This window comes from Pseudoalteromonas rhizosphaerae, from assembly GCF_902498845.1.
Taxonomy (GTDB): Bacteria; Pseudomonadota; Gammaproteobacteria; order Enterobacterales; family Alteromonadaceae; genus Pseudoalteromonas; species Pseudoalteromonas rhizosphaerae.
In genome coordinates, this window is the sequence record NZ_CABVLM010000005.1 from 205,108 (window position 1) to 228,092 (window position 22,985).

Here is a 22,985-nt window from a genome sequence, read left to right on the forward strand (position 1 = left end):
TTAAGGCAACATTCAATCAATCTTATTTAAAGTTTCAGTTTCAACTAAGCAAAACTTAAGTTTTAATTTTTAGCATGTAATCACCAACATTGGGGTGATTTTATGCCAGTAAAGCTAACAATTGGTCAACAATATCCTAAAGGCAGTTTTCCTTATTGGAAGCTTATAAGCTTTATATGTTTAATGAGTGCCGTAATGGTAAGTATGGCAATGAATAAAGACGCCTATATCGCCAGCCAAAAAGATATCTTTTCTATCAGTAATAACGCTCTGCAAATACTACCCAGTGAAATTTGGCACAATATTACGTACTTGGGAGATGCTCTGATTTTAATTCCGCTGCTTTCCTTCATTTGCCTTATAAATACGAGAATGTGGGCAGCTATGTTCGGAGCTGTTCCTCTCGCTTGCGCACTTAGTCATTTAGGTAAAAGTTTCTTTGCCATTCCTAGACCCGCTGCTGTTTTAGAACATCATCAATTTACTATTATTGGTGACACCCTGACTGCTTATACAAGTTTTCCATCTGGTCATACTATTACGATTTTTACAGCAATCTCTGCAATGGTATTTGTTCTTTTAAGAGAAGCTAAAATCAGTGAGAAACATAAAACGTATTGGATATATTTATCGCTTATGGTCGCTACAGTAGTCGCCATTTCTAGAGTCGCTGTCGGTGCTCATTGGCCCGCAGATTTAGCATTTGGAGCAATAATAGGCACTGTTTCAGGGTTAAGTGGCGAATACTTATCAAGATATTATTCAAAATGGTGGAATTGGGCAAAAGTAAAGCCTGCTATTTTAGGATATTTTGTCCTTGGATTTTGCTTCATCCTTTTAGTATGTACTATCAGTGGAAAGCTTCCTGAACTAACTATAATTTGGATAGCAATTTCAGTAAGCGCTATTGTTGGTACATACATCACATTAAAATCAATATTACAAAATGAACACTAAGGCCCTTTCTAAAATTTCAATTTTGAAGGCAAGCAGCTTCACTTTTTGGGTAAGCATTGTAATGACGTTTGCTTACAATTTGGTGCTGTTAGAGTATGTTAATCAAAACACCAATGTATGGAGCACTAGCGGACTTGGAATATTTCTATCTACTGTTGTGATAGTATTTATCTTTTCATACACCATATTTTCATTGCTAGCGCTTATTTCACCAACAGTTCTGAAAATATTTCTCGTAATCATCACTGTTTTAAATGCTTCCGCTATATATTACATGAGTAACTATCAAGTGGTGCTAGATAGAACCATGATGGGAAATATATTTAACACCCGCTATTCAGAATCTATTGAACTACTCACCGTAAGCTTAGTTTTCCCGATAATAATGTTGGGTTTAATGCCAGCTTGCTTTGTTGCCTTAATAAAAATTAAACAAGTTGATAGAGTAAAAATATTAGGTAACGCGTCAATTGCTTTAGTAGTCTCTGGTGCATTCTTGTATACGAATTCTACTAGTTGGCTTTGGATTGATAAGCATGCAAGCGTTTTAGGCGGAAAGATTTTACCTTGGTCATACATAATAAATTCAGGTAGATATTACTCATCTATAAATAGAACAACTGACGGACAGAAAGCGTTACCAGATGGCCATTTTCTGGATAACAATAAAACAGTCTTTGTATTGGTCATTGGTGAAACTGCTCGTGCTGCCAATTTCTCATTGTATGGCTATTCTAAATTAACTAACCCAAAGCTCGCAGAACAGCCGAACCTACTAGTGCTGAACAATACAAAATCCTGCACTACCTATACCACAGGTTCTCTGGCATGTATTTTAGCACCTAGTGATCAATACTTAGACTTTGAAGCATTACCAACTTACTTAGCCCGACATGGCGTTGATGTACAGTGGCGAACCAATAACTGGGGTGAACCACCAATAAAAGTAACAAGTTATACCGAGGCGGGTGAATTACGAGCTGACTGCGTGGGTGAAGGCTGTAAGTTAGATGAAGTACTACTGACTAATTTAATTAACGCTATCGATTCATCTGATAAACAAAAGATCTTTGTTGTTTTGCATACTAAAGGGAGCCATGGACCAAGCTACTATTCACGATACACAAAAGAATTTAACCAATTCACTCCTGTCTGCCGTGATGAGGAAATTAGCAAATGTAGCCCGGAGGAGTTGATTAATTCCTACGATAATACCCTGCTGTATACCGATCATTTCCTGACGACACTGATAATGGAGTTACAAACCTTAGCGAAAACTTCATCAGCAATGATGTATATTTCTGATCACGGTGAGTCACTTGGTGAGCATGGACTTTACTTGCATGGCACACCATATTCATTTGCACCAGATTATCAAAAAGATATCCCATTTTTATTTTGGGCATCAGATACTTTTTTAGATGCAAGAAATTTAAAGCTTAAAAACTTAAATCAAGCTAATAGCCATAATCAGTTTAATGTCTTTCATACCGTTTTAGGAGCGCTTAGCCTTGAGTCATCAATATATGATAGTACGCTTGATGTATTGCATAACTCTGGTGAACATTAGAAATTATGTTGAACTACAACAGCGTTATTAAAATTATTATATTGGTAATGCTTTATTTTGCCTTACCAATAACTGCTGCCCCTCTTATTAAAAGTGGTTCTGAAGAAACATCTGAATTGAATTTATATACCGCGAAATATAGTGTATTACGGGGCAAGAAAAAATATGGTCGAGCCACAAGAAAACTAAGTAAAAATAATACTTCTTATTCGTTATCATTCAATACTAGCGCATCAATTTTTTTCTATAGCATAGATACGAGTGAGATAAGTAATTTTCTATGGCAGGACAATAAAGTAGCGTTACTGAGCTATAAAGGAAAAGATTCGAGAACTTTTAAAAAAGATAAACATTTACAGTTAAATTTTGATCATAATAACCAAACTTTAATAGCTAAAATGAATGGCGATATTAGTGAGCAAACCTTAAAAGATGACGTGTTAGACCCACTATTTGTGTTTGAAATGTTAAGGCTTGACGCACTGAAAAACGATGGGTTTTCTAATGTAAAACAATTGCATTACACCGTTTATGATACAAGTGGCTTCAAAGAATTTAACTTCCTGAATGGTGGACGAGTTACTATTGACACACCTCTTGGGGAACTTAATTGCATCAAGTTAAGCAGGATTAGAAAAAATAGTACTAGAAAGACGCATATTTGGCTGGCAATTGATTACGACTATATTCCTATTATGCTTTTACAAGAACACAAGGAAGAAGAAGTCGCAACACTACTTATAAGTTCTATTGAGAAACATTAAGAAGCAATATCGGCATAACCTTCCTACAAATAAAAGATAAAAACTACATTTCTAATTAACTTCTAAAACTAACTACCGTAATTCAATAATAGCAAAGCCTTTCTAAGCAAAAAATAGCAACACTTTGCCATTTATCAGTTTGAACTAAGCAAATCTTAAGTTAACAAAATTACCATAAAGCCATACTCATAAGAGGTGTCTTTATGAAAAAGCATTTTGTTATCAACCTACTTGCAACATCAATAATTTTCTTAACTTGTAGAGCACAAGCAGCGAATGCAACTGACGATAATTGTAATCAAAAAGATAAAATAGAATTAAAGACCTACGACATTTTTAACTTAGAAGATCCAGACACTATTTTTCTCCATCGCTGGGCTAACTTTTTTCATATCAAAACCAAAAATAAAACACTGTACAATGAAGCAGCATTTTTCATCAAAAAGTGCGATGTAAGCCAAGAAGATCTTGAAGAACTGGAACGCCACCTCAGAAGTAAAAAATACATAAGAAATGCACGAGTAACTCGAAACGATAACTCTGACAAAATCACAGTTGAAGCTTGGGATAACTGGTCACTAATGCCAACAGTAGATTTTGGCCGTAAGGGGGGAAAGAATAAATACGCTATTGGTATCAAAGACAGAAATTTCTTAGGCTTGGGTATAGACGCTGAGCTTGAATCGTTTACCAATGATCAACGCAGTGGATATAAATTTAAAACTAATTTCCCATTATTCCTCAATAATAATATTAACGCGCAAGTTAATCTAACCAACAGCGACGACGGCACATCTGAATCTGTATTCATACAGAAAGACTTTGTAAGTTTTGATACCAACAATGCATTTAATATTGGCTTTGACAACTTTAGGCAAATAGATACCCAATACAAACTTGGCAAAACTTACAACCAATTTGAACACAATCAACGTTACTCAACAGCTAGCTGGCAATGGCTTAAAAATGATTCCAGTGAAGATACATTAAGATTTGGTATTGGTTTTACTAATGAACAGCATGAATTTTCAGCAGTTAATGAGATACAAAACCCAGATTTAATTTCTGTCGTACCTTCTAATAGAGAGTTTATATATCCATATCTTAGTGTTGAGTATTTGCAAAAAGACTTCAGAAAATTATCTAACCTCAACCTGATAAATCATATAGAAGACTTCAACCTTGGGTGGAATTTAACAACTCAAGTTGGCACTGATATCGGGAATACAGATACCTCACCAACATTACTTTGGCGGTCAAGTTTAACAAAAGGCATAGAAATATTTGATGATGCTTTTTGGTTTATTAGTGCAACCTTAGGTGGGGAAATTTACAGTGATTCCAACAATGCAAATAGAACTGTATTAAGCGTCAATAATGAATACTTTCATAAATTAAATGATAGCTGGAGTGCCTATTTAAAAAACAACAGTCAATTTAGTGAGAATCAATTTCAAGACAACCCTATTGTCTTAGGTGGTGAAACTGGCTTACGGGGTTATCCATTACAATACAGGCATGGCGATCACAGCACTCAATTTACGGCTGAAGCTCGTTATTACCCTCACATCAATATCTATAAATTACTTGAGTTAGGCGGAGCTATTTTTGTCGATACAGGCAGAGTTTTCGGTAGTTCAGATAATACCACCAACCAAGATTCATGGATGACTTCTGTGGGACTGGGTGCTCGATTTTACTCTACTCAAACCAGTGAAGCACGTGTCATTCATGTCGATATTATCAAGCCATTAACCTCTGATGCCAATGTCAATGGTGTTGAATTTCGTATAACCACTAAACATTCTTTCTAAGGTAAGTTAAGTGTACAAAATTATCAATTTTTTAAACCAAATTAAGCTCACAACTAATCAATTAGTGATTTATACCTGCGTATACATCACTTTAGTTTTGAATTTCCCATTTTTAAGTAAAATAACGACAGTGGTTACAGCCCTTGAATCTTACAATCTTTTTTTCTTACTGTCTGTCCCTGTTTTTTTATTGGCATTGTCTATTTTCGTTCAATGCTTTTTATCCTTTCGATGGATAACAAAACCACTACTCATCTTATTGGTTTTATTGTCGTCTGTTCTTTTTTATAGCACTGTGACATACGGTATAGTTTTTGATTATGGCATGATCCAAAATACAGTTGAAACGGATACGGCTGAAGCATTTTCTTATTTTAACTTCTCCGCAATATTGTTCTTTCTATTTTTTGGAGTAATACCTTCACTTCTTATTGCCAACGTTCAATTGACCTATAGTTCTTTTGTCGGGGAATTGCTCGCACGGATAAAATTACTTAGCGGCAGTGTCGGTGTAATATTTCTAATTGCAATAGTATTTTATTCAAACTATGCATCTGTTGGCCGAAATAATCGCGATTTAGTGGGCTATCTAACGCCATATGCCTTGATTGATTCAACAGTAAAATATGTTCGAAAAAACTATTTGTATCCTCCGTTAAAATTCAGCCTGTTAGACACGTCTCCAACCATTAAAAATGATGATAGTAACAAAAGTATTACTGTTTTAGTGCTAGGTGAAACAGCAAGATCCCAAAATTTTTCTTTAAATGGTTATGAAAAGCAGACCAATAGCCTAACTAAAGACTTAGGCGTTGTTTCATTTAAAGATGTTACCTCCTGTGGAACAGCAACTGCGGTATCTGTACCTTGTATGTTTTCAAGGTTAAACAAAAACAACTACGAGAAAAGAGTGGCGGTAGCACAACAAAATGCCGTTGATTTAATTCACTTGGCAGGAGCTGAAGTGTATTGGATCAGCAATAATAATGGTAGCTGCAAAGGCGTTTGCTCAAGGGTAAAAACGGAGCAGATTTCTACTAATAGTAAAAATCCATTATGTGATGGTGAGTACTGTTTCGATGAAGTGCTGGTTGACGAATTAAGAAAGAAACTTCATTCATTGGAAAGCGACAATACACTAATTGTACTTCATATGATCGGCTCTCATGGGCCTACTTACTACCGACGCTACCCCAAAAATAAACGAGTATTTTCTCCAGACTGTCAACGAAGTGATATCCAAAATTGTAGTCAAGAGGAACTGGTTAATACCTACAACAACACTATTGCTTATACTGATTTAGTCTTGTCAGAAATCATCACAGAACTTGCAGCATTGAGCAATGAGAACAATATCAAAACATCAATGATTTATGTTTCTGATCACGGTGAATCTTTGGGCGAAAGTGGCGTATATTTACATGGTTTACCTTACGCATTTGCACCAGAAGAACAAACAAAAGTGCCATTGATTTATTGGGGGGATAAATTACATCACAAAGCCAAGTTAGATTGTTTAAATAAAATTAGTGAACAGCCTATATCTCATGACAACGTATTCGATATTTTACTTGCTGAAATGCAAGTAAAGTCAAAAGTTTATCAACCTAAAAACAACCCTTTTAATCATTGTACTAATGGTGTTTCCGTAGCAAATGCAAAGTCACCAACAATTTCTCAAGGAGTAAACTAATCCGTGTTTGATAGTGAAAACAAGCCTAAAGGTCTTAAACGAGTTTATCTCGCAACATTGAATTCAATCAGAGCGTTCAAGTGGCTCCTAAGGAATGAAGCCGCATTTAGACAAGAGTTACTGTTGCTTATATTGTCGATCCCCGTAACTTTTTTGTTCAATATTACACTGAAAGAGCAACTCATACTTATCATTGCGGTACTGTTCATTATGTTTACCGAGATAGTAAATACTGCAATAGAGGCAGTCGTTGACCGTATTGGTTTCGAAATACACCCACTGTCAGGTTTAGCGAAAGATTTAGGGTCTGCCGCAGTATTAGTGAGTATAGTGATTGCTATATGTATTTGGTTGGTAGTTCTTTTTTAATGACATACTCACATAGAGGAATTTTATATGAATAAACAATTTAACGATGCTCTGATAAAAGTACCTCAATTAACAATAGGGTTTTGGATAATAAAAATACTCGCGACTACGTTAGGTGAAACAGGTGGTGATGCTGTTTCAATGTCAATGAATTTGGGCTATTTAGTTGGAACTGTAATCTTTATGTCCTTTTTTATTGCTGCTGTTATTATGCAAGTAAAATCTACAAAATTTAGCCCGTTTATTTATTGGATCACTATTATTGCATCAACGACAGTGGGGACAACACTTGCTGATTTTGCCGATAGATCGTTGGGAATTGGGTATTTAGGAGGCTCAACTCTATTAGCTACTCTCTTAATTATTACATTGGCTATTTGGTATAGAACAATTGGAAGTATCAGTGTTTCTACTATTGACAACCCTAAAGCTGAATCGTTTTACTGGTTAACCATTATGTTTTCTCAAACACTTGGGACTGCACTGGGAGACTGGACTGCTGATACTGCTGGATTGGGTTATATTGGAGCTGCATATATTTTCAGTACAGGCTTAGGAATTGTATTAACCCTATATATGTTCACTAAAGTATCTAGAACAATGTTATTTTGGCTTGCATTTGTTTTGACTCGTCCCTTAGGCGCGGTTGTTGGTGACTTTTTAGACAAGCCTGTTGCGCACGGTGGTTTGGAATTGAGTAGATATTCAGCTACCGCGACACTACTGTTTGTAATAGTAGTTTTGATCATACTTCTACCTCAACGACCTGCTTTAAAACAACATTAATGTCTAATTATCAGTTTTAATTAAGCAATTCTTAAGTTTAACCTAATACAGTAAACATCGTGTTATTCACTAAAAAGAATTGCGATGTTTACTTCTATCTACAGCTTTATCAGACCATTCCTACTATTCTCTGTTTCTGTCATGCTATTCCTAACCTTAGTACGAACAGGGTTGGCTATCTGGCAATTAGATAGATTTAATGACTTAAATAGTATATGGAGCCTAATCACAAATGGCTTTCGTATAGACTTAAGTAGCGTAGGTTACTTATGCGCCATCCCGGCGTTATTGCACCCTTGGGTGTCAAAAACTAGATTTCAAGAATATTGGTCATTGGTTTTGCGAATTTGGTTTCTGATCTGCTTTATGGGCATATTGTTTTTTGAATTAGCAACGCCCGCATTTATCAATGAATACGGCTTTAGACCAAACAGGCTATTTATTGAATATCTAGCTTATCCTGATGAAGTGTCTAAAATGCTGGTGAATGGTCATTTGATAACAATATTGATAGTGTTTGCTCTATTGCTATTTCCTGTTAAAAAAATATGGCAGTTTACTGATCACGTAGTCTCTAACAAAGTAAAAGAAGATAACGCAGCAATCGGAAGTAGGCTGGTTTCTTGTTTGATGCTTTTTGTAATAATTGCTTTATCTGCACGAGGGACATTAGGCCACAGACCAATCAATCCTGCCTTAGTGTACTTTTCCACTGACCCACTAGTTAATTCACTTACATTAAATTCGACCTACAGTGTTGCTTATGCGCTTAATCAATTCGGTGATGAAAAAAATGCAGCTAAGTTGTATGGCAAGATGGAAGATGATCGAGTTATTGAGCTAGTTCGTCAGGAGTCAAAACAACCTTTGGACAGCTTCAAAAACGATAACTTACCCACTTTAAGTAAGCGCTCTCCGAGCTTTAAGGGGCAACCAAAAAACTTGGTAATTATCCTTGAAGAAAGCTTAGGTGCCCAATATGTATCATCTCTTGGTGGAATCCCGCTGACACCTGAAATTGATAAATTAAATCAAGAAGGTTGGGCATTTAAACGATTATACGCAACAGGCACTCGCTCCGTTAGAGGTATTGAAGCGGTTATAACTGGCTTTACTCCAACTCCCTCTAGGGCAGTGGTTAAGTTAGACAAATCGCAAAAGGACTTCTTTACTATTGCATCTCTGCTAAAAGAAAATGGTTATGAGACTCAATTTATTTATGGTGGAGAAAGTCATTTCGACAACATGAAAAGCTTCTTTTTAGGAAACGGCTTTACTGACATTGTTGACTTTAATGATATTGAAAACCCACAATTCGTAGCGTCTTGGGGGGCAAGCGATGGTGATTTGTTTAATCAAACTGATATTGAATTAACTAAGCTTCATAACGAAGGAAAACCATTTTTTAGTTTCATATTTACGTCAAGTAACCATGATCCATTTGAAATACCTGACGGTATTGTTTCACCAATTCAATACACTGCTAAACAATTACAACAATATGATGGCAAAGAATTACTGCGCCATAAAGCCATACAATATGCAGATTATGCCTTAGGACAATTTATTGCAAAAGCAAAAGCTCAAGACTATTGGGAAAATACTATATTCCTCGTTGTTGCCGACCATGATGCAAGAGCAATGGGTAAAGATCTTGTTCCCATTAACAATTTCCATATTCCGGGTGTGATTCTAAACTCAGGTAAAGGACCCACTTCAGATCAACGAATAGTCAGTCAAATCGATTTAGCACCAACTCTTTTGTCATTAATAGGTATAGAGAATATTTCACCAATGTTAGGTCAAGACCTAACAGTTCCAACGGCTTCTAATAGAGCTATGATGCAGTATGCAGAGAATTTTGCTTATATGGTTAATGATGAAGTAACCATCCTTCAGCCAAGTAAAGCACCTTTGAACTTTCAATATAATTATGAACTCAACACACTATCACCAATAGATGTTAACCGTGACACTTCAGAGATCGCATTGGCCCATGTACTGTGGGGAAGTTTGGCGTATAAAAACCATTGGTATTCTCTGAAAGAAGAATAACTCGGCTTGTTATTCTATTGGCTTTTTTCTGAACAATTGCTCTTTCGATTCCTCTGCTATCAATTGTAAATATGAACTGATGTAGGTGATAAATGAGATTACAAAATTTTAAACAAAAAATACGGGAACTGAAACGCCAAACATTAGTAGTATATTTTATATCTCGCGAACCAGCGCTACCTTGGTATGTAAAAGCCATTGCAATTATAGTCGCAGCTTACGCACTAAGCCCGATAGACTTAGTTCCAGATTTCATACCAATATTGGGGTTGATAGATGACTTTATAATTCTGCCTCTTGGTTTTGCACTAATTATTTATTTAACCCCAAAAAAAATATTACGAATCGCAAAAATAAAAGCTCAACAATATAACGAAAAGCCAATAAGCTATATTAGCGCAATTGCGGTTATTTTAGTCTGGTTTGTAGCTTTACTTTTTATTGCGCATTCAATTCAAAGCAAATTTATTACATAATTTTTTTAAAATTTATACTTAAAAATATACGTTATTTGAGCTATCTCATTTTTAAAATCGTTTCAGGTGTATATTGTCCTAAGCGCATAGTAGCGAGTTCATCAGTCGTTACACTGAATAATTTGGGCTTATCGGATAGTGAATAGCAGTTACCGTTGTGAGTGATGACCTCCATCTTGTTATCAACAAATCTTTTGCTAACAATTATGGAGGTAACAATTTGCTCATAGGGACGAAATCTAAATGTTTCATCTTCGATTACCTGACCAGCTAACACATCGCCTAAATAAGCCTTATTAGCGCCCATACTGTCAAAAACAGAAACAATACTAACATCGACTAAAAATGTTTTTTCCATCAGCTTATACCGCCTCTTTTACCTTGATCGGTCTAAAACCCACGGAAAAGCGAGTACCTTTTAAGGCAAACCAGTCATTGCTAGCATCAGTGTGTGACATTAAGATTTTCTTTTGCTCAATTTGCATATCTGTGAGAACTTCATGATTCGCGTATGAGGTACTGATGCGGTGAGCTTCAAAAACTAGAGACTGTTGTTCAACTTTAATAATGTATTTCTGAAATTCCTTAGTATTTTTGACTAATAGATTTAGCTTAGGCAGCTCTGTATTTATTTTTTTAGCTTTTTCTGTGGGCAGCATAAAACCAAATACAAGGTATCGCTTACGTCGTATGTGATAAAACGCTGGGGTTTCACTACCATTTTGTAATACGTCACCAAAGGCAAACATCTAGAAGAACAAGAAACAGTTACAGAGGAAGATACAACAGAAGTAGAGCTACCGATTGAAATAGCAGACAAGTTAGAAAAAAACCAACAGACTGCTAAGAATCAATTAGAAAAACTAGCAATTGAAAGCTACAAAGTCGCACAACAAGTTGCAGAAAAAAGAGTTAAATCAACTATTGATGATTACCAATCAAAAATCCTTGAATATGAGGAATCTGAAAATCAAGCAAGCCTCGCTATTGAATCAAGCGACAATAAAATTGACGAACTAGAAGCTGAAATAGATGTTTTGCAATCTCGAAACGAAGAGCTAGTGGCAGAAAACTCAAGACTGCTTGGGTTACTAGAAGCAAATGAGAGTCGTATCAAACAACTTGAAATTAAAGAAGTAGAGTTTGATAAGCTCCAACGGGCTTACGGCAAACTAGAAGGGAAATTTGAGTTATTAAGCAAATAACCCATTAATTGATTTTAAATTTCCTTTATCTTTAGGCTATCTCCACGAGGAAACATTTGTGACACACCGATTTGAAACTGAGTCATACCTTCTTGATCAAAGTCCAATGTATCAGTAGGAAAATTCATCATTCCTATTGATATTCTAGGGTCAGGTAGAGAACCTGAAGCAATACTTCTATTTTCTACAGCTTGTTGTTTCAATCGGCTACCGAGAAGCCAAGGATCATTTTGTTGAGCTATGGCAACTGCCTGCTCCAACGACACAACTTTATTTGCTTGGGCAATAAAGGCAGGGAGACAGATCATGAAACCTAGTATGAGTTTTGCTCCCCCTAATAAAGAACATTTCATTAGAATTGCTCCTCATAACCATTAACTTTTTTATAGACTTTGCTGCTTCCATCATTAAACAAGATCAGAATGTTATAAGGCATGAAGCGTTCGCCAACTTCCATCCCCGGAGATCCAACTGGCATCACAGGAACAGACAAACCAATGGCGTTGTCATGTTTTTCAGCTACGAATTGTTTTATGAATTTAGCTGGTACATGCCCTTCGAATACAAAACCATTTTTAGTAACAGCAGTGTGGCAAGAGCGATAGATGGGTAGAATTTCAAACTTCGTTTTAATACCGCTAATATCTTGAGAGTCATTTGAATGCGCAGTAATACCTTCATCTTCAATATGAGATATCCACTTTTTACAACATCCACAGCTAGGCGTTTTATAAACCAATAACTCTATTGGCTTAGCCTCAATGTGATTTTCGTGTTTGTGCTCGTTAGCGTGAGCAAACGCTGGTATAAACAGTAATGTTACTGCTATTTGTATATATCTATTGAACATTTTTTGCCCCCAGACAAGGCTGGAAAATTAAAGCGTTAATACGCTAAAAATTAATTAACAGGAAAAGTTAAAACGTGTGTGCTACGAGAAGCATTCCGTGAAATGCTGGCACACTAACCCTCTGTTAGGCAAATATTGGAGGACGATAAAGAGAAGTGGAAATTGAGTTTGGCTGTTCAGAAGTTTGAATTATTTCAGCTTCAGTAAAACCCAAAACACTAGAATTATTATGGCCAGAAATCAACAAAATTACTGATGAACACGCGTGTTCAGGACATACACAATCTACATCACAACAGTCTTCAGACTGTTTGATTTACTACTTTTCATCTTACTATGATCCATACCCTCATAAGACTTCATTGAAGAATGATCCACAGTCATATGAGATTGATGAGAATTTTCCGACATTTCACAAGACATAGCAGTATAAGCCAATGCTTGCCCAACAAAGGCAATCAGCATAGCTGCTAAAACTAAGACTTTTGAAAGTGGTTTAAACATAAATTATCTCAAAAAAATACCTATAAAATATTAATACAGTGGAGTCTCAAAGTAAATGGGACTTTCTATTTATGAGGTATAATTTGATTTTTGTGACCTTTAAGATTAACTGGAAAACCAAGCTATATAATGGTTCGTTGTTTAACTATCGAGCGATTTAATAATACCGCAGGTTTCAATTGTACTACCAGAGCCACAAGTACTTGCCATTTGCTGTAACTCTTTTTTTAATGCTTTCAATTCTTTCATGCGTTTATTAACTAACGTTAGTTGCTGCTCAATGAGTATGTTCACACTTAAGCAGCTTTCTTCGGGTTTATTTTTTAATTCAATAAGGCGCTTAATGTTGGCGAGTGGAATATCTAAACTTCGGCAATGCTTTATGAATTCCAACTCCTTCATCGCTTTATTGCTATACAGCCTGAAATTACCTTCTGAACGCTCTGGATCAGCAAGCAACCCTTCTTTTTCATAATACCTAATTGTTTGTATTGAACAACCTGATGTTTTCGATAATTCGCCAATTTTCATAAAGCTTCCCAACAAACTTGACTCTATAGTTACTATATGTTTTATAGTTAAAGCATACAAGTTAATAAGGGGTAAAAATGTGTGATAAGTATCTAACCAAGACCAGCATTGTCAATTTTGAACACGAGGATATTCAGTCCCTTATAAATCATCGCTGATGGAACAAATTTAATGAATTCAACAAAATTGGAGCCGCCTATCAATTTTTGAAAGATGAAATGTTGTTTGGCTACAACAAGAGCGATGATATTTCAGCGAGTGAAGTGCTGTCTGATGGTTATGGTCAATGTAATACCAAAGGCAATCTATTGATGGCTCTATTGCGTGGATTAGGCATTCCATGCCGATTTCACGGGTTTACTATAAATCAACAGTTGCAAAAAGGTGCCATACCAACCTATGTTTTTTGGTTAGCTCCTAAATACATTATCCACAGTTGGGTGGAGGTATACCTTGATGGTCGTTGGATCAACTTAGAAGGCTTTATCTTGGATGCACAATATCTAACATCCTTACAGCAAAGGTTTAGCCAAGAAAAAGATGTTTTTTGTGGCTATGGTGTTGCAACTAAATGCTTCTCATATCCAGATACTGATTGGCGGGGAACCGATACTTATATACAAAAAGAAGGTATTCATGACGATTTCGGACTTTATGATTCCCCTGATGAGTTCTATCGTGAGCAAGGAACTAACTTATCAGGCGTGAAACGTTGGATGTATCAACGAGTGATCCGTCATCTGATCAACTTCAATGTCGCTAATATTAGAAAAAAGACAGTACTGGAGGTACAAAATGCACAACCATAACCACAGTCATCAACATGGACAAGACAACCGTATTGGTTGGGCATTTTTTCTGAATGTGACATTCACCATTATTGAATTCATTGGTGGTTGGCTAACTAACAGTACGGCGATTATGGCTGATGCCGTTCATGATTTGGGTGATAGCCTGTCTATAGGGTTTGCTTGGTTATTGAGTCGTTTCTCAGATAAAGAAGCATCAGATAAATTTAGTTACGGTTATCGGCGACTCACACTTTTTGGGGCACTCATCAATGGAATCGTTTTGGTTATTGGCTCTATTTGGGTTTTATTTGAAGCAATACCTAGGTTGTCCAGTCCAGAAATGCCTGTTGCGGAAGGAATGTTAGGGCTAGCTTTGCTTGGTGTTGCCGTCAACGGCTATGCTGTATTTAAATTAAAAGCGGGTAAGACATTAAATGAAAAAGTGCTGACATGGCACCTACTTGAAGATGTGCTTGGTTGGGTTGCTGTTCTTATTGTTTCTGTCGTGCTTCTTTTTGTTGAACTACCTATATTAGATCCTTTACTTTCAATTGGATTTACATTATTCATTTTATTTAATGTATTCAGAAACCTAAAATCAACGCTAGTATTGTTTCTGCAAGCTGCACCAGAAGAAGAAACTCAAGAAAATATAAAACGATCACTAACTGAATTACCTGAAATAAGTGGTATTCATCATATGCACTTTTGGTCATTAGATGGTGAAAGCCACGTATTGACTGCACACTTAGAGTTAACTCATAACCTAGAGGTTGATGACATAATTAAGCTAAAGCAACGAATAGCTAAAGAGCTTTCTACTCATCAGTTGTCTCATACAACCATTGAGTTTGAATTTCCTCAAGAATCTTGTCGTGATGAGATTGAAAAGGACCAACATAACTAGCCCAAACATTAGCTTTCTGTTATATTTTTCATTCTTGTATTTATAGGTGTTTATTTTGAATTTATCTGTTGCTGTAAGGGTACTACTGATTATTTCGATTGTTTTGCAATCGTTATCGTCTATTGCGTCCGCAACTTATGATAGTCATCAAGTAGACGTTGAACACCTGCAAACACAACATGACCATAAAAATGACCCTAATATTATCAAAGAAAACGCAGGTGATAGTCAGCACGAAATTAAAGATTGTCATCACTGTGGGCATTGCAGTGGTAGCCACCTATCATGGATATTAGTTAGCAATTTAAACAGTACTGCTAAGTTACATTTCATAAACCGATTTTCCCCTCAGGTAGATCAAACAAAAGATTACCAAGACTCCATATTACGCCCTCCTAAATCTTAATTTATTTGATTATTAATGACCTTTATATCCTGTCACAAGGATAAAAAAGTTGGTGTTTATTAATTTAAAAATTAAGAGTTCATATGTATTTATATTTAAAAAATGCAGGTGTATGCCTGTCTATGTGCCTTGTTATAGGCTTTTCAATTAATTCTTATGGCAAGGAAAAAACTACTTCATGGTTAGAAAACCAAATAAATAAAGATCCTGAAATTATTGAGGCAAGAGAGTTACTCAAAGCTAGTCAATTTCAGGCAAAAAGCTTGACTAAAGCTATCTATAACCCTGAGTTTGAGGCTAGTTATGAAAAGGAAGGTGATTTTAAAAACTTTTCAGTTGGTCTGAGTCAAACTATTGATTTATGGGATAAACAGTCATCCAACAAAAACATTGGTGAAATTGTTTTTTACATGAATCAACAGCAATTATTAGATTTACTTGAATCAAAGAAAGCCGAAGCACTAATCGCGCTTGTTAATTGGCAGGCTTCCAAAGATGCAGCAAAATTGTTAATTGAAAAAGAAGAACAACTGCGAACACTGGTTAGCATTGTTGATGAAAAGCAAAAAGTGGGACTACTGGACCCTATTGATGCTGAATTAGTGTATCTAAACCTAGCACAAACCTTTAGTGAAATTTCCGAATATCAAATTGCGTTAAAGCATGCGGAAGTTCAAGTTCAAGAGTTACTGCCGGATTGGACTCCAGACATAGCCAAAGGACAGCAGTTTGAGTTTAAGACAACAAATTATTCCTTCAATACAGAATGGGTTAAACAACACCCTAAAGTAAAACTTGCTAAAGCGTATTGGCAAGAGCAACAAGCCAAGGCTCAACTTAGCACAATAGAAGCTAAAGCTAATCCCACCATTGGGATTAGTGCAGGTGAAAGTGGCAATGAAAGTACAGTTGGACTTACATTTTCAATGCCTTTAAATATCAGGAATAACTACTCCGATACTATTAAATTTGCCTACTCAAAATCTATTGCCGCAGAAGCCAAATTTCAGTCGGTTTTTCGCAAGCAGTCTTTTAAAGCAAAAGCTAACTATGAATCACTTTTGGTTAGTAAAAAATATTACGAACAGTGGTTAAAACTTACCCACGGCAGGTTGAATAACAGCGAAAAATTACTAAACAAACGCTGGGAAGCAGGTGACATAAATACTTCTGATTATTTATTTGCTTTAAATCAACGGGCAGAAGGACTTCAAACAGGAATTCAACTGGAAAAGCAATTCAAGGTTGCCGAAATTTCCTTCATTTCAAGTATGGGTCAGTTATCCAAATTTGAGATTTAACCGCTCCAATTTTAAACAAGCGAAATCTCAAATTTATAAAATATAGGTTATAAAAATGAATACAATATTTAGTAAAAAATTATTAGCCGTAGTAATGAGCAGCCTTTTAGTTGGGCTTACTACGAGTCACATTGCTTTTGGTCAATCGTCAGATGTTTTAGATTCTGCCGCAAAGATTTCACAGCAAGATGTAAAAGAACATAAAGATGATCATGACGATCACGAAAAAGGCCATGAAGAAGATAAAGGTGACCAAGACGAGCACGGACATGAAGTTGAAAGTAAAGAGGAAGAGCATGAAGAAGGTATAACTCTTAGCCCAAAAAAGATGTCACTTGCTAACATAAAAGTGGAAAGCATTGTTCCAGAATATCAATACAGTTCGATATACGCACCCGGTGAAATCAAGGCCAATGGTTACAGAAGTTATGTCGTATCTCCTCGTACTGAGTCGGTCATTATTAGTCGCCATGCAGCTCTCGGAGAACACGTAGAAATAGGCCAAAAGTTAGTCACATTATTTAGTGAAGCGATGGCACAAGCACAAGGGGACTATTTAATTGCTTCAACAGAATGGCAACGCATTAAAAAACTAGGAAATAAAACCGTCAGCGAAAGCCGCTTGTTGCTAGCTGAAACAACTTACAACGCTTCTTACGGAAAACTCATTGCTTTAGGGTTAACTGAAAAAGCAATTCAGAGTATTTCTAACAAAGACATTAAAGCATTTGGGCAATATACATTAACAGCACAGCGTGAAGGCGTAGTGCTTCAAGACGATTTTATCCAAGGGCAACGCGTTAATGCTGGTGATACAGTGATGTTGCTAGCAGACGAAAAGCAACTATGGGTAGAAGCAAAAGTACCGCCTAATAAAAAGCTTGATTTGCCCAAAAACTCTCCGGGGATAGTCAAATTAGAGGGGCAAAGTTACAACGCAAAAGTCATTCAAGAAGCGCACACCATCGATCCATTAACTAGAACGAGGATAGTTCGTCTGTCAGTCGAAAACAAAGACGACAACCTCCATTCAGGTATGTTTGTGAAAGTCTATTTTCAATTTTCAACCCAAGAGAAAGTAATGGCTGTGCCGGAAGAAGCCTTGGTCCGCGGTGCTGATGGTGATTGGACCATATTCGTTGAAGACCACCCCGGAGAATTTAAAGCTGTAGAAATTGAATTAGGACGAGCCTTAGGTGATTTTAGGGAAATAATCGGCGTTGAAAGTGGAACACGAATTGTCACCAAAGGCGCTTTCTTTGTTGCTTCTGAAATTGCTAAAGGCGGATTTGATCCGCACAACCACTAAGGAGAAATACAATGTTTAATAAAATTATTGATTGGTCCGTAAACAACCGACTCCTTATCTTAATCGCTCTTTTTGCCGCTATTGTTAGTGCAGTAATGGTTATTCCAAAGTTAAATTTGGATGCCTTCCCTGATGTCACTAACGTTCAGGTTGCCGTGAATACTGAAGCGCCCGGATTGGCAGCGGAAGAAGTTGAACAACTTATTACTTATCCGATAGAAGCTGTGATGTACGCCTTGCCTGATGTTGAGCAAGTACGTTCGATTTCTAAAACAGGTTTATCTGGTGTCACTGTCGTTTTTAAAGAAGGCACCGATATTTACTTTGCTAGGCAACTTGTCTTTGAACGACTTCAAGCGGCAAAAGAATTGATCCCAGAAGGTGTTGGTACACCGAATATGGGACCGAACACCTCTGGGTTAGGTCAAGTATTTCAATATTTATTGATATCAGATAAAGACGCTGGTTTTGACGCGATGGCACTTAGAAGTCTCAATGATTGGATTGTCAAACTACTTATCATGCCCGTCGATGGTGTTACTGACGTTCTGTCTTTTGGAGGCAACGTTAGGCAATACCAAGTAAACATTGATCCTTCAAAACTTCTTGAATACGACCTAACCCAAGAAGATGTCGTCACTGCCCTAGATAGCAATAATGCCAATGTTGGCGGCTGGTATATGAATCGAGGCCAAGAACAACTGGTCATTCGAGGTACGGGGTGGTTTGAAAGTGGAGATGCTGGCATCGGTAATATCAAGCAAGTACCAGTAAAAACCTTCGATGGAACAGTAATAACCGTTTCTGACATAGCAAAAGTTGGAATGGGCAGCGAAATTCGACAAGGCGCTGTTACCATGACTCGCAAAACAGCAGAGGGCAAAGTCGAGAATCTAGGTGAAGTGGTTTCAGGTATTGTATTGAAGCGGATGGGGTCAAACACTAAGTCCACCATTGATGGAATCAATGCAAGAATACCACTAATTAATCAAGCGCTTCCAAAAAGCGTTCGCTTTGAACCCTTCTATGATCAAGCTGATTTAATTGAGAAAGCAGTTAATACCGTCGTTGAAGCACTAGCATTAGCTTTTGTTTTCATCTGTATTGTACTGGCGCTTTTCTTAATGAACCTACGGGCAACCTTTTTGGTTTTAATTTCAATTCCTATCTCAATTGGCATTGCTTTGATGATCATGGCTTGGTGGGGTATTTCTGCCAACCTTATGTCACTGGGTGGAATTGCTGTGGCTATTGGTATGTTGGTCGATGGTTCGGTGGTGATGGTTGAAAACATGTTTAAACATTTAAATAAGCCAGATTCAACTCACTCAGACAGTGTTCACGCTAGAGTTTCTGCCTCTGACACAGACCCACACGATGTTGAGCATGATGATCACGGTATTGAATTGCGTCTCAAGGAAGCAGGCAAAGAAGTCGCCCGTCCGGTATTTTTTGCAGCGTCTATTATCTTAGTGGTATTTACGCCATTATTTAGCTTCGAAGGGGTAGAAGCAAAACTCTTTCAACCTATGGCAATCAGTATCATCTTAGCGGTAGTATCTGCCATCATGGTGGCCTTGTTTGTTGTGCCTGCTCTGGCTACTTATCTGTTTAAAACTGGTGTAAGAGAAAAAGAAAGTTTCGTACTAAAACCTTTAGACAAACTTTACAGAAAAGGGCTTACTTTCGCATTAAAACGCACGAAGTTAGTCATTTCAGCTTCACTTGTTTTAGTTATCTCTGCATTTGCATTAGTGCCATTTATTGGCACTGAATTTGTTCCTGAGCTAGAGGAAGGGACGATTAATTTAAGAGCAACCCTCGCTCCTTCTTCTAGTTTAGATACAGCACTTACTGTTGCTCCAATTCTAGAAGAAAAATTAATGACCTTTCCTGAAGTAACTTATGCCCTGAGCAGAATTGGACGAGCTGAAATAGGTGGAGATCCAGAGCCTGTGAACAACATAGAAATTTATATAGGATTAAAACCAGTTTCTGAGTGGACAAGCGCTTCTAATCGATATGAACTTCAAGCTAAAATGGAAAGGTCACTGGAAGAGTTTCCGGGGTTGCTACTTAACTTTTCTCAGCCCATTGCCACTCGTGTTGATGAATTATTATCAGGTGTAAAAGCGCAATTAGCAATCAAGCTATTTGGACCAGAGCTTGATGTGTTAGCCAATAAAGGTCAGGAAATTGAAGCAGTTATTAAAGAAGTTGATGGTGCTAGAGATGTCGCTTTAGAACAAATTGCTGGTGAAGCTCAATTAGTGATCAAGCCTAATAGACAAGAATTGTCACGATTTGGCCTGTCCGTTATCGACGTAATGGAGGTTGTGCGAGACGGCATTGGTGGCGTCGAGGCAGGGCAAATTATTGATGGCAATGAACGCTACGACATTTATGTACGTTTGGAAGAAGAATATCGTCGAAACAAAGAAGCTATTTCAGATATTCGACTTCAATCACCAACTGGGGCTTGGGTGCGCTTAGGTGATGTTGCATCCGTTTCATTTGAGTCTGGCCCACCGCAAGTCAGGCGCGATGACGTACAAAGGCGAGTTGTTATTCAAGCAAACGTCCAGAATCGAGATATGGGTAGTGTTGTAGCTGATATTAGAGAGATAATAGCTAAAAAGGTTGATTTGCCTTCCGGTTATTCTATTTCTATTGGTGGACAATTTGAAAGCCAGCAGCGTGCGCAAAAAAGGTTAGCTATAGTGGTTCCTTTATCATTAGGGTTAATAGCACTATTGCTTTACTTTGCCTTTGGCTCCGTTGGTCAGGCTATGTTGATACTAGTCAATGTACCTCTTGCTGTGATTGGTGGTGTGTTTTCTCTGTATTTGTCAAACCAATACTTATCAGTGCCTAGCTCGGTGGGGTTCATTACCTTATTCGGCGTTGCAGTATTAAACGGTGTAGTAATGGTAGAGAGCATCAATCAACGTATTAAAGATGGGTTAGACATCTCCAAAGCCGTTTTTGATGGCGCAACCTCTAGATTAAGACCCGTATTAATGACGGCTATCACTTCAGCATTGGGCTTAATCCCAATGTTAATGTCGAGCGGTGTTGGTGCTGAAATACAACGCCCTTTAGCCAGTGTTATTGTCGGAGGATTAATTACGGCAACCTTATTAACATTATTTGTGCTGCCTGTTTTATACAGTTGGTTTTCTAGGAAGAAAATAAAAGAATTATCTAGATAGAAAAATTTTTATAATGAACGAATATCTCACACTTAAGTGACGTTTTGTGTGGGATTACAATCTTAACTGTAGTGGCCAAAATCACTAAACCACAACATATTAACTTGAAAGACGATAGTAAAGATTTGAGGAAAACTAAGTGCTTGACGTTTTAATTCTTGCTCTAGCCTTAAGTATGGATGCCTTCGCTGTGTCTGTTGGCTTAGGTGCTAAACAACCAACTAATTTAAATAAACTAGCTTTAAAAGCTGCATTTTACTTTGGCTTTTTTCAATGTGTCATGCCATTATTTGGTTATTTTAGTGGCAAAGGCGTATCTTCATGGGTAGACGATTATGCGCCTTGGATAGCATTTATCCTGTTATTCTGCGTCGGTGGTAAAATGATTTATGAATCATTTGCAGAAGGTATTGAAGAAGACATATCTCAAATCACTCACCGCGTTTTACTCACATTGGCTATTGCAACAAGCATTGATGCGATGGCCGCAGGTTACGTAATAACCTTAATGGACGTTAATGTTCTGACCGCTTGTTTGACTATCGGTTTTACCACCTTTGCTTTAAGTTGGCTGGGTATATATATTGGCTCTAAAAGTGGAACCTTACTTGAAAGTAAGGCAGAGCTACTAGGTGGCATTGTACTAATACTTATTGCTTTTAAGGTGTTACTGTAATCCCGGTATTTTTACTTGACACTACACATAAGAATTTAAATCGTTTATTTGCTAAAGCAATAACTTGCCCTTCTCGAATAGGAGGGCATTTACAGCTCCATTCCCCCAAAGGTATTAACCAACATTTCATAGATAGTTTTGACTCATCTAGTGCAATTTTTGAGGACGCAACCTCTAGATTGAGGCCAGTATTAATGACCGTAATAACTTTTACGCTAGGTTTATTTTCAAGGTTTAATATCTAACAATGTTGGCGCTGAAAGTCAGCGACAGCTTGCCAGTGTTATTGTTGGTGATTTGATAACGATAACACTGTAAACGTTATTTATATTACTTGTTTTATATGAGTGGTTCTCTGAGAAGAAAGTAGCAGAATTATACTGTTAATAGCTTAAAAATTTGTGAAGTTTCCAAATTAACGATGGAACCTTTTTTGGAAACTTCCACCTTGCTACAGTAGCAAATTTGATTAGAAATTGTTGTGGTTATTTGCTGCCAATACTTCACCATTCTTGGCTATTTTAAAATAGATTTTCTTATCACTTTTAGGATTATTAGCACTAACCACATAATAGCTATCTTCAACACTCGAAATTGTAAACTGCGATTTTTCTAAGCTCTTCCATGTATCATCAAGCTTACCAATGGAAAAACCAACATCTTTAAAGGTCATTTTGTTTATCGCTGTTGCTGCAATAACTAGCGCTTTTTGGCCACTGATCACTCCATGATCGCTGTGTGCATATACATTTAAGCTTAGTAAAGCCGTACATAGTGCAATAATCGATATTATTTTGTTCATTTCATTC

The 22,985-nt window shown here is 37.0% G+C and carries 24 protein-coding genes; 17 read left to right on the forward strand and 7 right to left on the reverse strand.

Annotated features, from left to right (window positions below; all coding sequences use genetic code 11):
* Positions 1–102 precede the first annotated feature (102 nt).
* The 9 genes from PSR9079_RS09725 to PSR9079_RS09765 all read left to right on the forward strand — a co-directional run bounded on the left by PSR9079_RS09725 (position 103) and on the right by PSR9079_RS09765 (position 10,484).
* On the forward strand, positions 103–957 hold the full coding sequence (locus tag PSR9079_RS09725; RefSeq protein WP_149981304.1) for a phosphatase PAP2 family protein: 855 nt from the start codon (positions 103–105) through the stop codon (positions 955–957).
* Complete coding sequence (eptA, locus tag PSR9079_RS09730; RefSeq protein WP_149981305.1) at positions 947–2,527, forward strand: phosphoethanolamine--lipid A transferase EptA; 1,581 nt, start codon at positions 947–949, stop codon at positions 2,525–2,527. The genes PSR9079_RS09725 and eptA overlap by 11 nt, the downstream gene beginning before the upstream one ends.
* A 5-nt stretch (positions 2,528–2,532) precedes the next feature.
* Positions 2,533–3,291 carry a DUF3108 domain-containing protein gene (locus PSR9079_RS09735; RefSeq protein ID WP_016899342.1) on the forward strand — a complete coding sequence of 253 codons (759 nt, stop codon included), beginning with the start codon at positions 2,533–2,535 and terminating at the stop codon, positions 3,289–3,291.
* Positions 3,292–3,494: 203 nt separating this feature from the next.
* Positions 3,495–5,105 carry a BamA/TamA family outer membrane protein gene (locus PSR9079_RS09740; protein WP_149981306.1) on the forward strand — a complete coding sequence of 537 codons (1,611 nt, stop codon included), beginning with the start codon at positions 3,495–3,497 and terminating at the stop codon, positions 5,103–5,105.
* Between the two features lie 10 nt (positions 5,106–5,115).
* Entirely contained in the window at positions 5,116–6,798 is a 1,683-nt protein-coding gene (locus PSR9079_RS09745; RefSeq protein ID WP_149981307.1) for a phosphoethanolamine transferase, read from the forward strand.
* 3 nt (positions 6,799–6,801) lie between these two features.
* Positions 6,802–7,167, forward strand: coding sequence for a diacylglycerol kinase (locus PSR9079_RS09750; protein ID WP_149981308.1), 366 nt, complete (start codon positions 6,802–6,804; stop codon positions 7,165–7,167).
* Between the two features lie 27 nt (positions 7,168–7,194).
* Positions 7,195–7,953 carry a COG4705 family protein gene (locus PSR9079_RS09755; RefSeq protein WP_149981309.1) on the forward strand — a complete coding sequence of 253 codons (759 nt, stop codon included), beginning with the start codon at positions 7,195–7,197 and terminating at the stop codon, positions 7,951–7,953.
* Positions 7,954–8,037: 84 nt separating this feature from the next.
* A complete protein-coding gene (locus PSR9079_RS09760; RefSeq protein ID WP_149981310.1) occupies positions 8,038–10,008 on the forward strand; it encodes an LTA synthase family protein in 1,971 nt (656 codons plus the stop codon).
* 92 nt (positions 10,009–10,100) lie between these two features.
* Positions 10,101–10,484, forward strand: coding sequence for a YkvA family protein (locus tag PSR9079_RS09765; protein ID WP_149981311.1), 384 nt, complete (start codon positions 10,101–10,103; stop codon positions 10,482–10,484).
* Positions 10,485–10,524: 40 nt separating this feature from the next.
* Here PSR9079_RS09765 and PSR9079_RS09770 read toward each other — a convergent pair whose 3' ends face one another.
* Together PSR9079_RS09770 and PSR9079_RS09775 are read right to left on the reverse strand one after the other, a co-directional pair.
* Positions 10,525–10,842, reverse strand: a complete 318-nt coding sequence (locus PSR9079_RS09770) for a hypothetical protein (RefSeq protein WP_149981312.1) — start codon at positions 10,840–10,842, stop codon at positions 10,525–10,527.
* A 4-nt stretch (positions 10,843–10,846) separates the two neighbouring features.
* The gene (locus PSR9079_RS09775; protein WP_149981313.1) at positions 10,847–11,233 is read right to left on the reverse strand and encodes a hypothetical protein; all 387 of its coding nucleotides are present in this window, start codon (positions 11,231–11,233) and stop codon (positions 10,847–10,849) included.
* A 288-nt stretch (positions 11,234–11,521) separates the two neighbouring features.
* Between PSR9079_RS09775 and PSR9079_RS23650 the strand changes: the two genes are divergently transcribed.
* The gene (locus tag PSR9079_RS23650; protein WP_179959166.1) at positions 11,522–11,689 is read left to right on the forward strand and encodes a hypothetical protein; all 168 of its coding nucleotides are present in this window, start codon (positions 11,522–11,524) and stop codon (positions 11,687–11,689) included.
* Between the two features lie 14 nt (positions 11,690–11,703).
* Here the strand turns inward: PSR9079_RS23650 and PSR9079_RS09780 are convergent, their stop codons facing one another.
* From PSR9079_RS09780 to PSR9079_RS09795, 4 genes are all read right to left on the reverse strand, one after another.
* Positions 11,704–12,042, reverse strand: a complete 339-nt coding sequence (locus tag PSR9079_RS09780) for a TolC family protein (protein WP_149981314.1) — start codon at positions 12,040–12,042, stop codon at positions 11,704–11,706.
* On the reverse strand, positions 12,042–12,539 hold the full coding sequence (locus PSR9079_RS09785; RefSeq protein ID WP_149981315.1) for a DUF411 domain-containing protein: 498 nt from the start codon (positions 12,537–12,539) through the stop codon (positions 12,042–12,044). The genes PSR9079_RS09780 and PSR9079_RS09785 overlap by 1 nt, the downstream gene beginning before the upstream one ends.
* Before the next feature lie 285 nt (positions 12,540–12,824).
* Positions 12,825–13,043: a hypothetical protein gene (locus PSR9079_RS23950; RefSeq protein WP_231619716.1), complete on the reverse strand. Its 219-nt coding sequence runs from the start codon at positions 13,041–13,043 to the stop codon at positions 12,825–12,827.
* 141 nt (positions 13,044–13,184) lie between these two features.
* On the reverse strand, positions 13,185–13,574 hold the full coding sequence (locus PSR9079_RS09795; RefSeq protein ID WP_149981316.1) for a Cd(II)/Pb(II)-responsive transcriptional regulator: 390 nt from the start codon (positions 13,572–13,574) through the stop codon (positions 13,185–13,187).
* A gap of 185 nt (positions 13,575–13,759) precedes the next feature.
* Here PSR9079_RS09795 and PSR9079_RS09800 point away from each other — a divergent pair, with 185 nt between their 5' ends.
* The 7 genes from PSR9079_RS09800 to PSR9079_RS09830 all read left to right on the forward strand — a co-directional run bounded on the left by PSR9079_RS09800 (position 13,760) and on the right by PSR9079_RS09830 (position 22,176).
* Positions 13,760–14,383 (forward strand): transglutaminase-like domain-containing protein, encoded by a 624-nt coding sequence (locus PSR9079_RS09800; RefSeq protein WP_281290904.1) that lies wholly within the window; start codon positions 13,760–13,762, stop codon positions 14,381–14,383.
* Complete coding sequence (locus PSR9079_RS09805; RefSeq protein WP_149981317.1) at positions 14,370–15,272, forward strand: cation diffusion facilitator family transporter; 903 nt, start codon at positions 14,370–14,372, stop codon at positions 15,270–15,272. The genes PSR9079_RS09800 and PSR9079_RS09805 overlap by 14 nt, the downstream gene beginning before the upstream one ends.
* 46 nt (positions 15,273–15,318) lie before the next feature.
* On the forward strand, positions 15,319–15,678 hold the full coding sequence (locus PSR9079_RS09810; RefSeq protein WP_246175525.1) for a hypothetical protein: 360 nt from the start codon (positions 15,319–15,321) through the stop codon (positions 15,676–15,678).
* 83 nt (positions 15,679–15,761) lie between these two features.
* Positions 15,762–16,979, forward strand: coding sequence for a TolC family protein (locus PSR9079_RS09815; RefSeq protein ID WP_149981319.1), 1,218 nt, complete (start codon positions 15,762–15,764; stop codon positions 16,977–16,979).
* A 55-nt stretch (positions 16,980–17,034) separates the two neighbouring features.
* The gene (locus PSR9079_RS09820; RefSeq protein WP_149981320.1) at positions 17,035–18,288 is read left to right on the forward strand and encodes an efflux RND transporter periplasmic adaptor subunit; all 1,254 of its coding nucleotides are present in this window, start codon (positions 17,035–17,037) and stop codon (positions 18,286–18,288) included.
* Between the two features lie 11 nt (positions 18,289–18,299).
* A complete protein-coding gene (locus tag PSR9079_RS09825; protein ID WP_149981321.1) occupies positions 18,300–21,500 on the forward strand; it encodes an efflux RND transporter permease subunit in 3,201 nt (1,066 codons plus the stop codon).
* 139 nt (positions 21,501–21,639) lie between these two features.
* A complete protein-coding gene (locus PSR9079_RS09830; RefSeq protein WP_149981322.1) occupies positions 21,640–22,176 on the forward strand; it encodes a manganese efflux pump MntP in 537 nt (178 codons plus the stop codon).
* Positions 22,177–22,645: 469 nt separating this feature from the next.
* Here PSR9079_RS09830 and PSR9079_RS09835 read toward each other — a convergent pair whose 3' ends face one another.
* Complete coding sequence (locus PSR9079_RS09835; protein WP_149981323.1) at positions 22,646–22,978, reverse strand: DUF6488 family protein; 333 nt, start codon at positions 22,976–22,978, stop codon at positions 22,646–22,648.
* Positions 22,979–22,985: the final 7 nt, after the last annotated feature.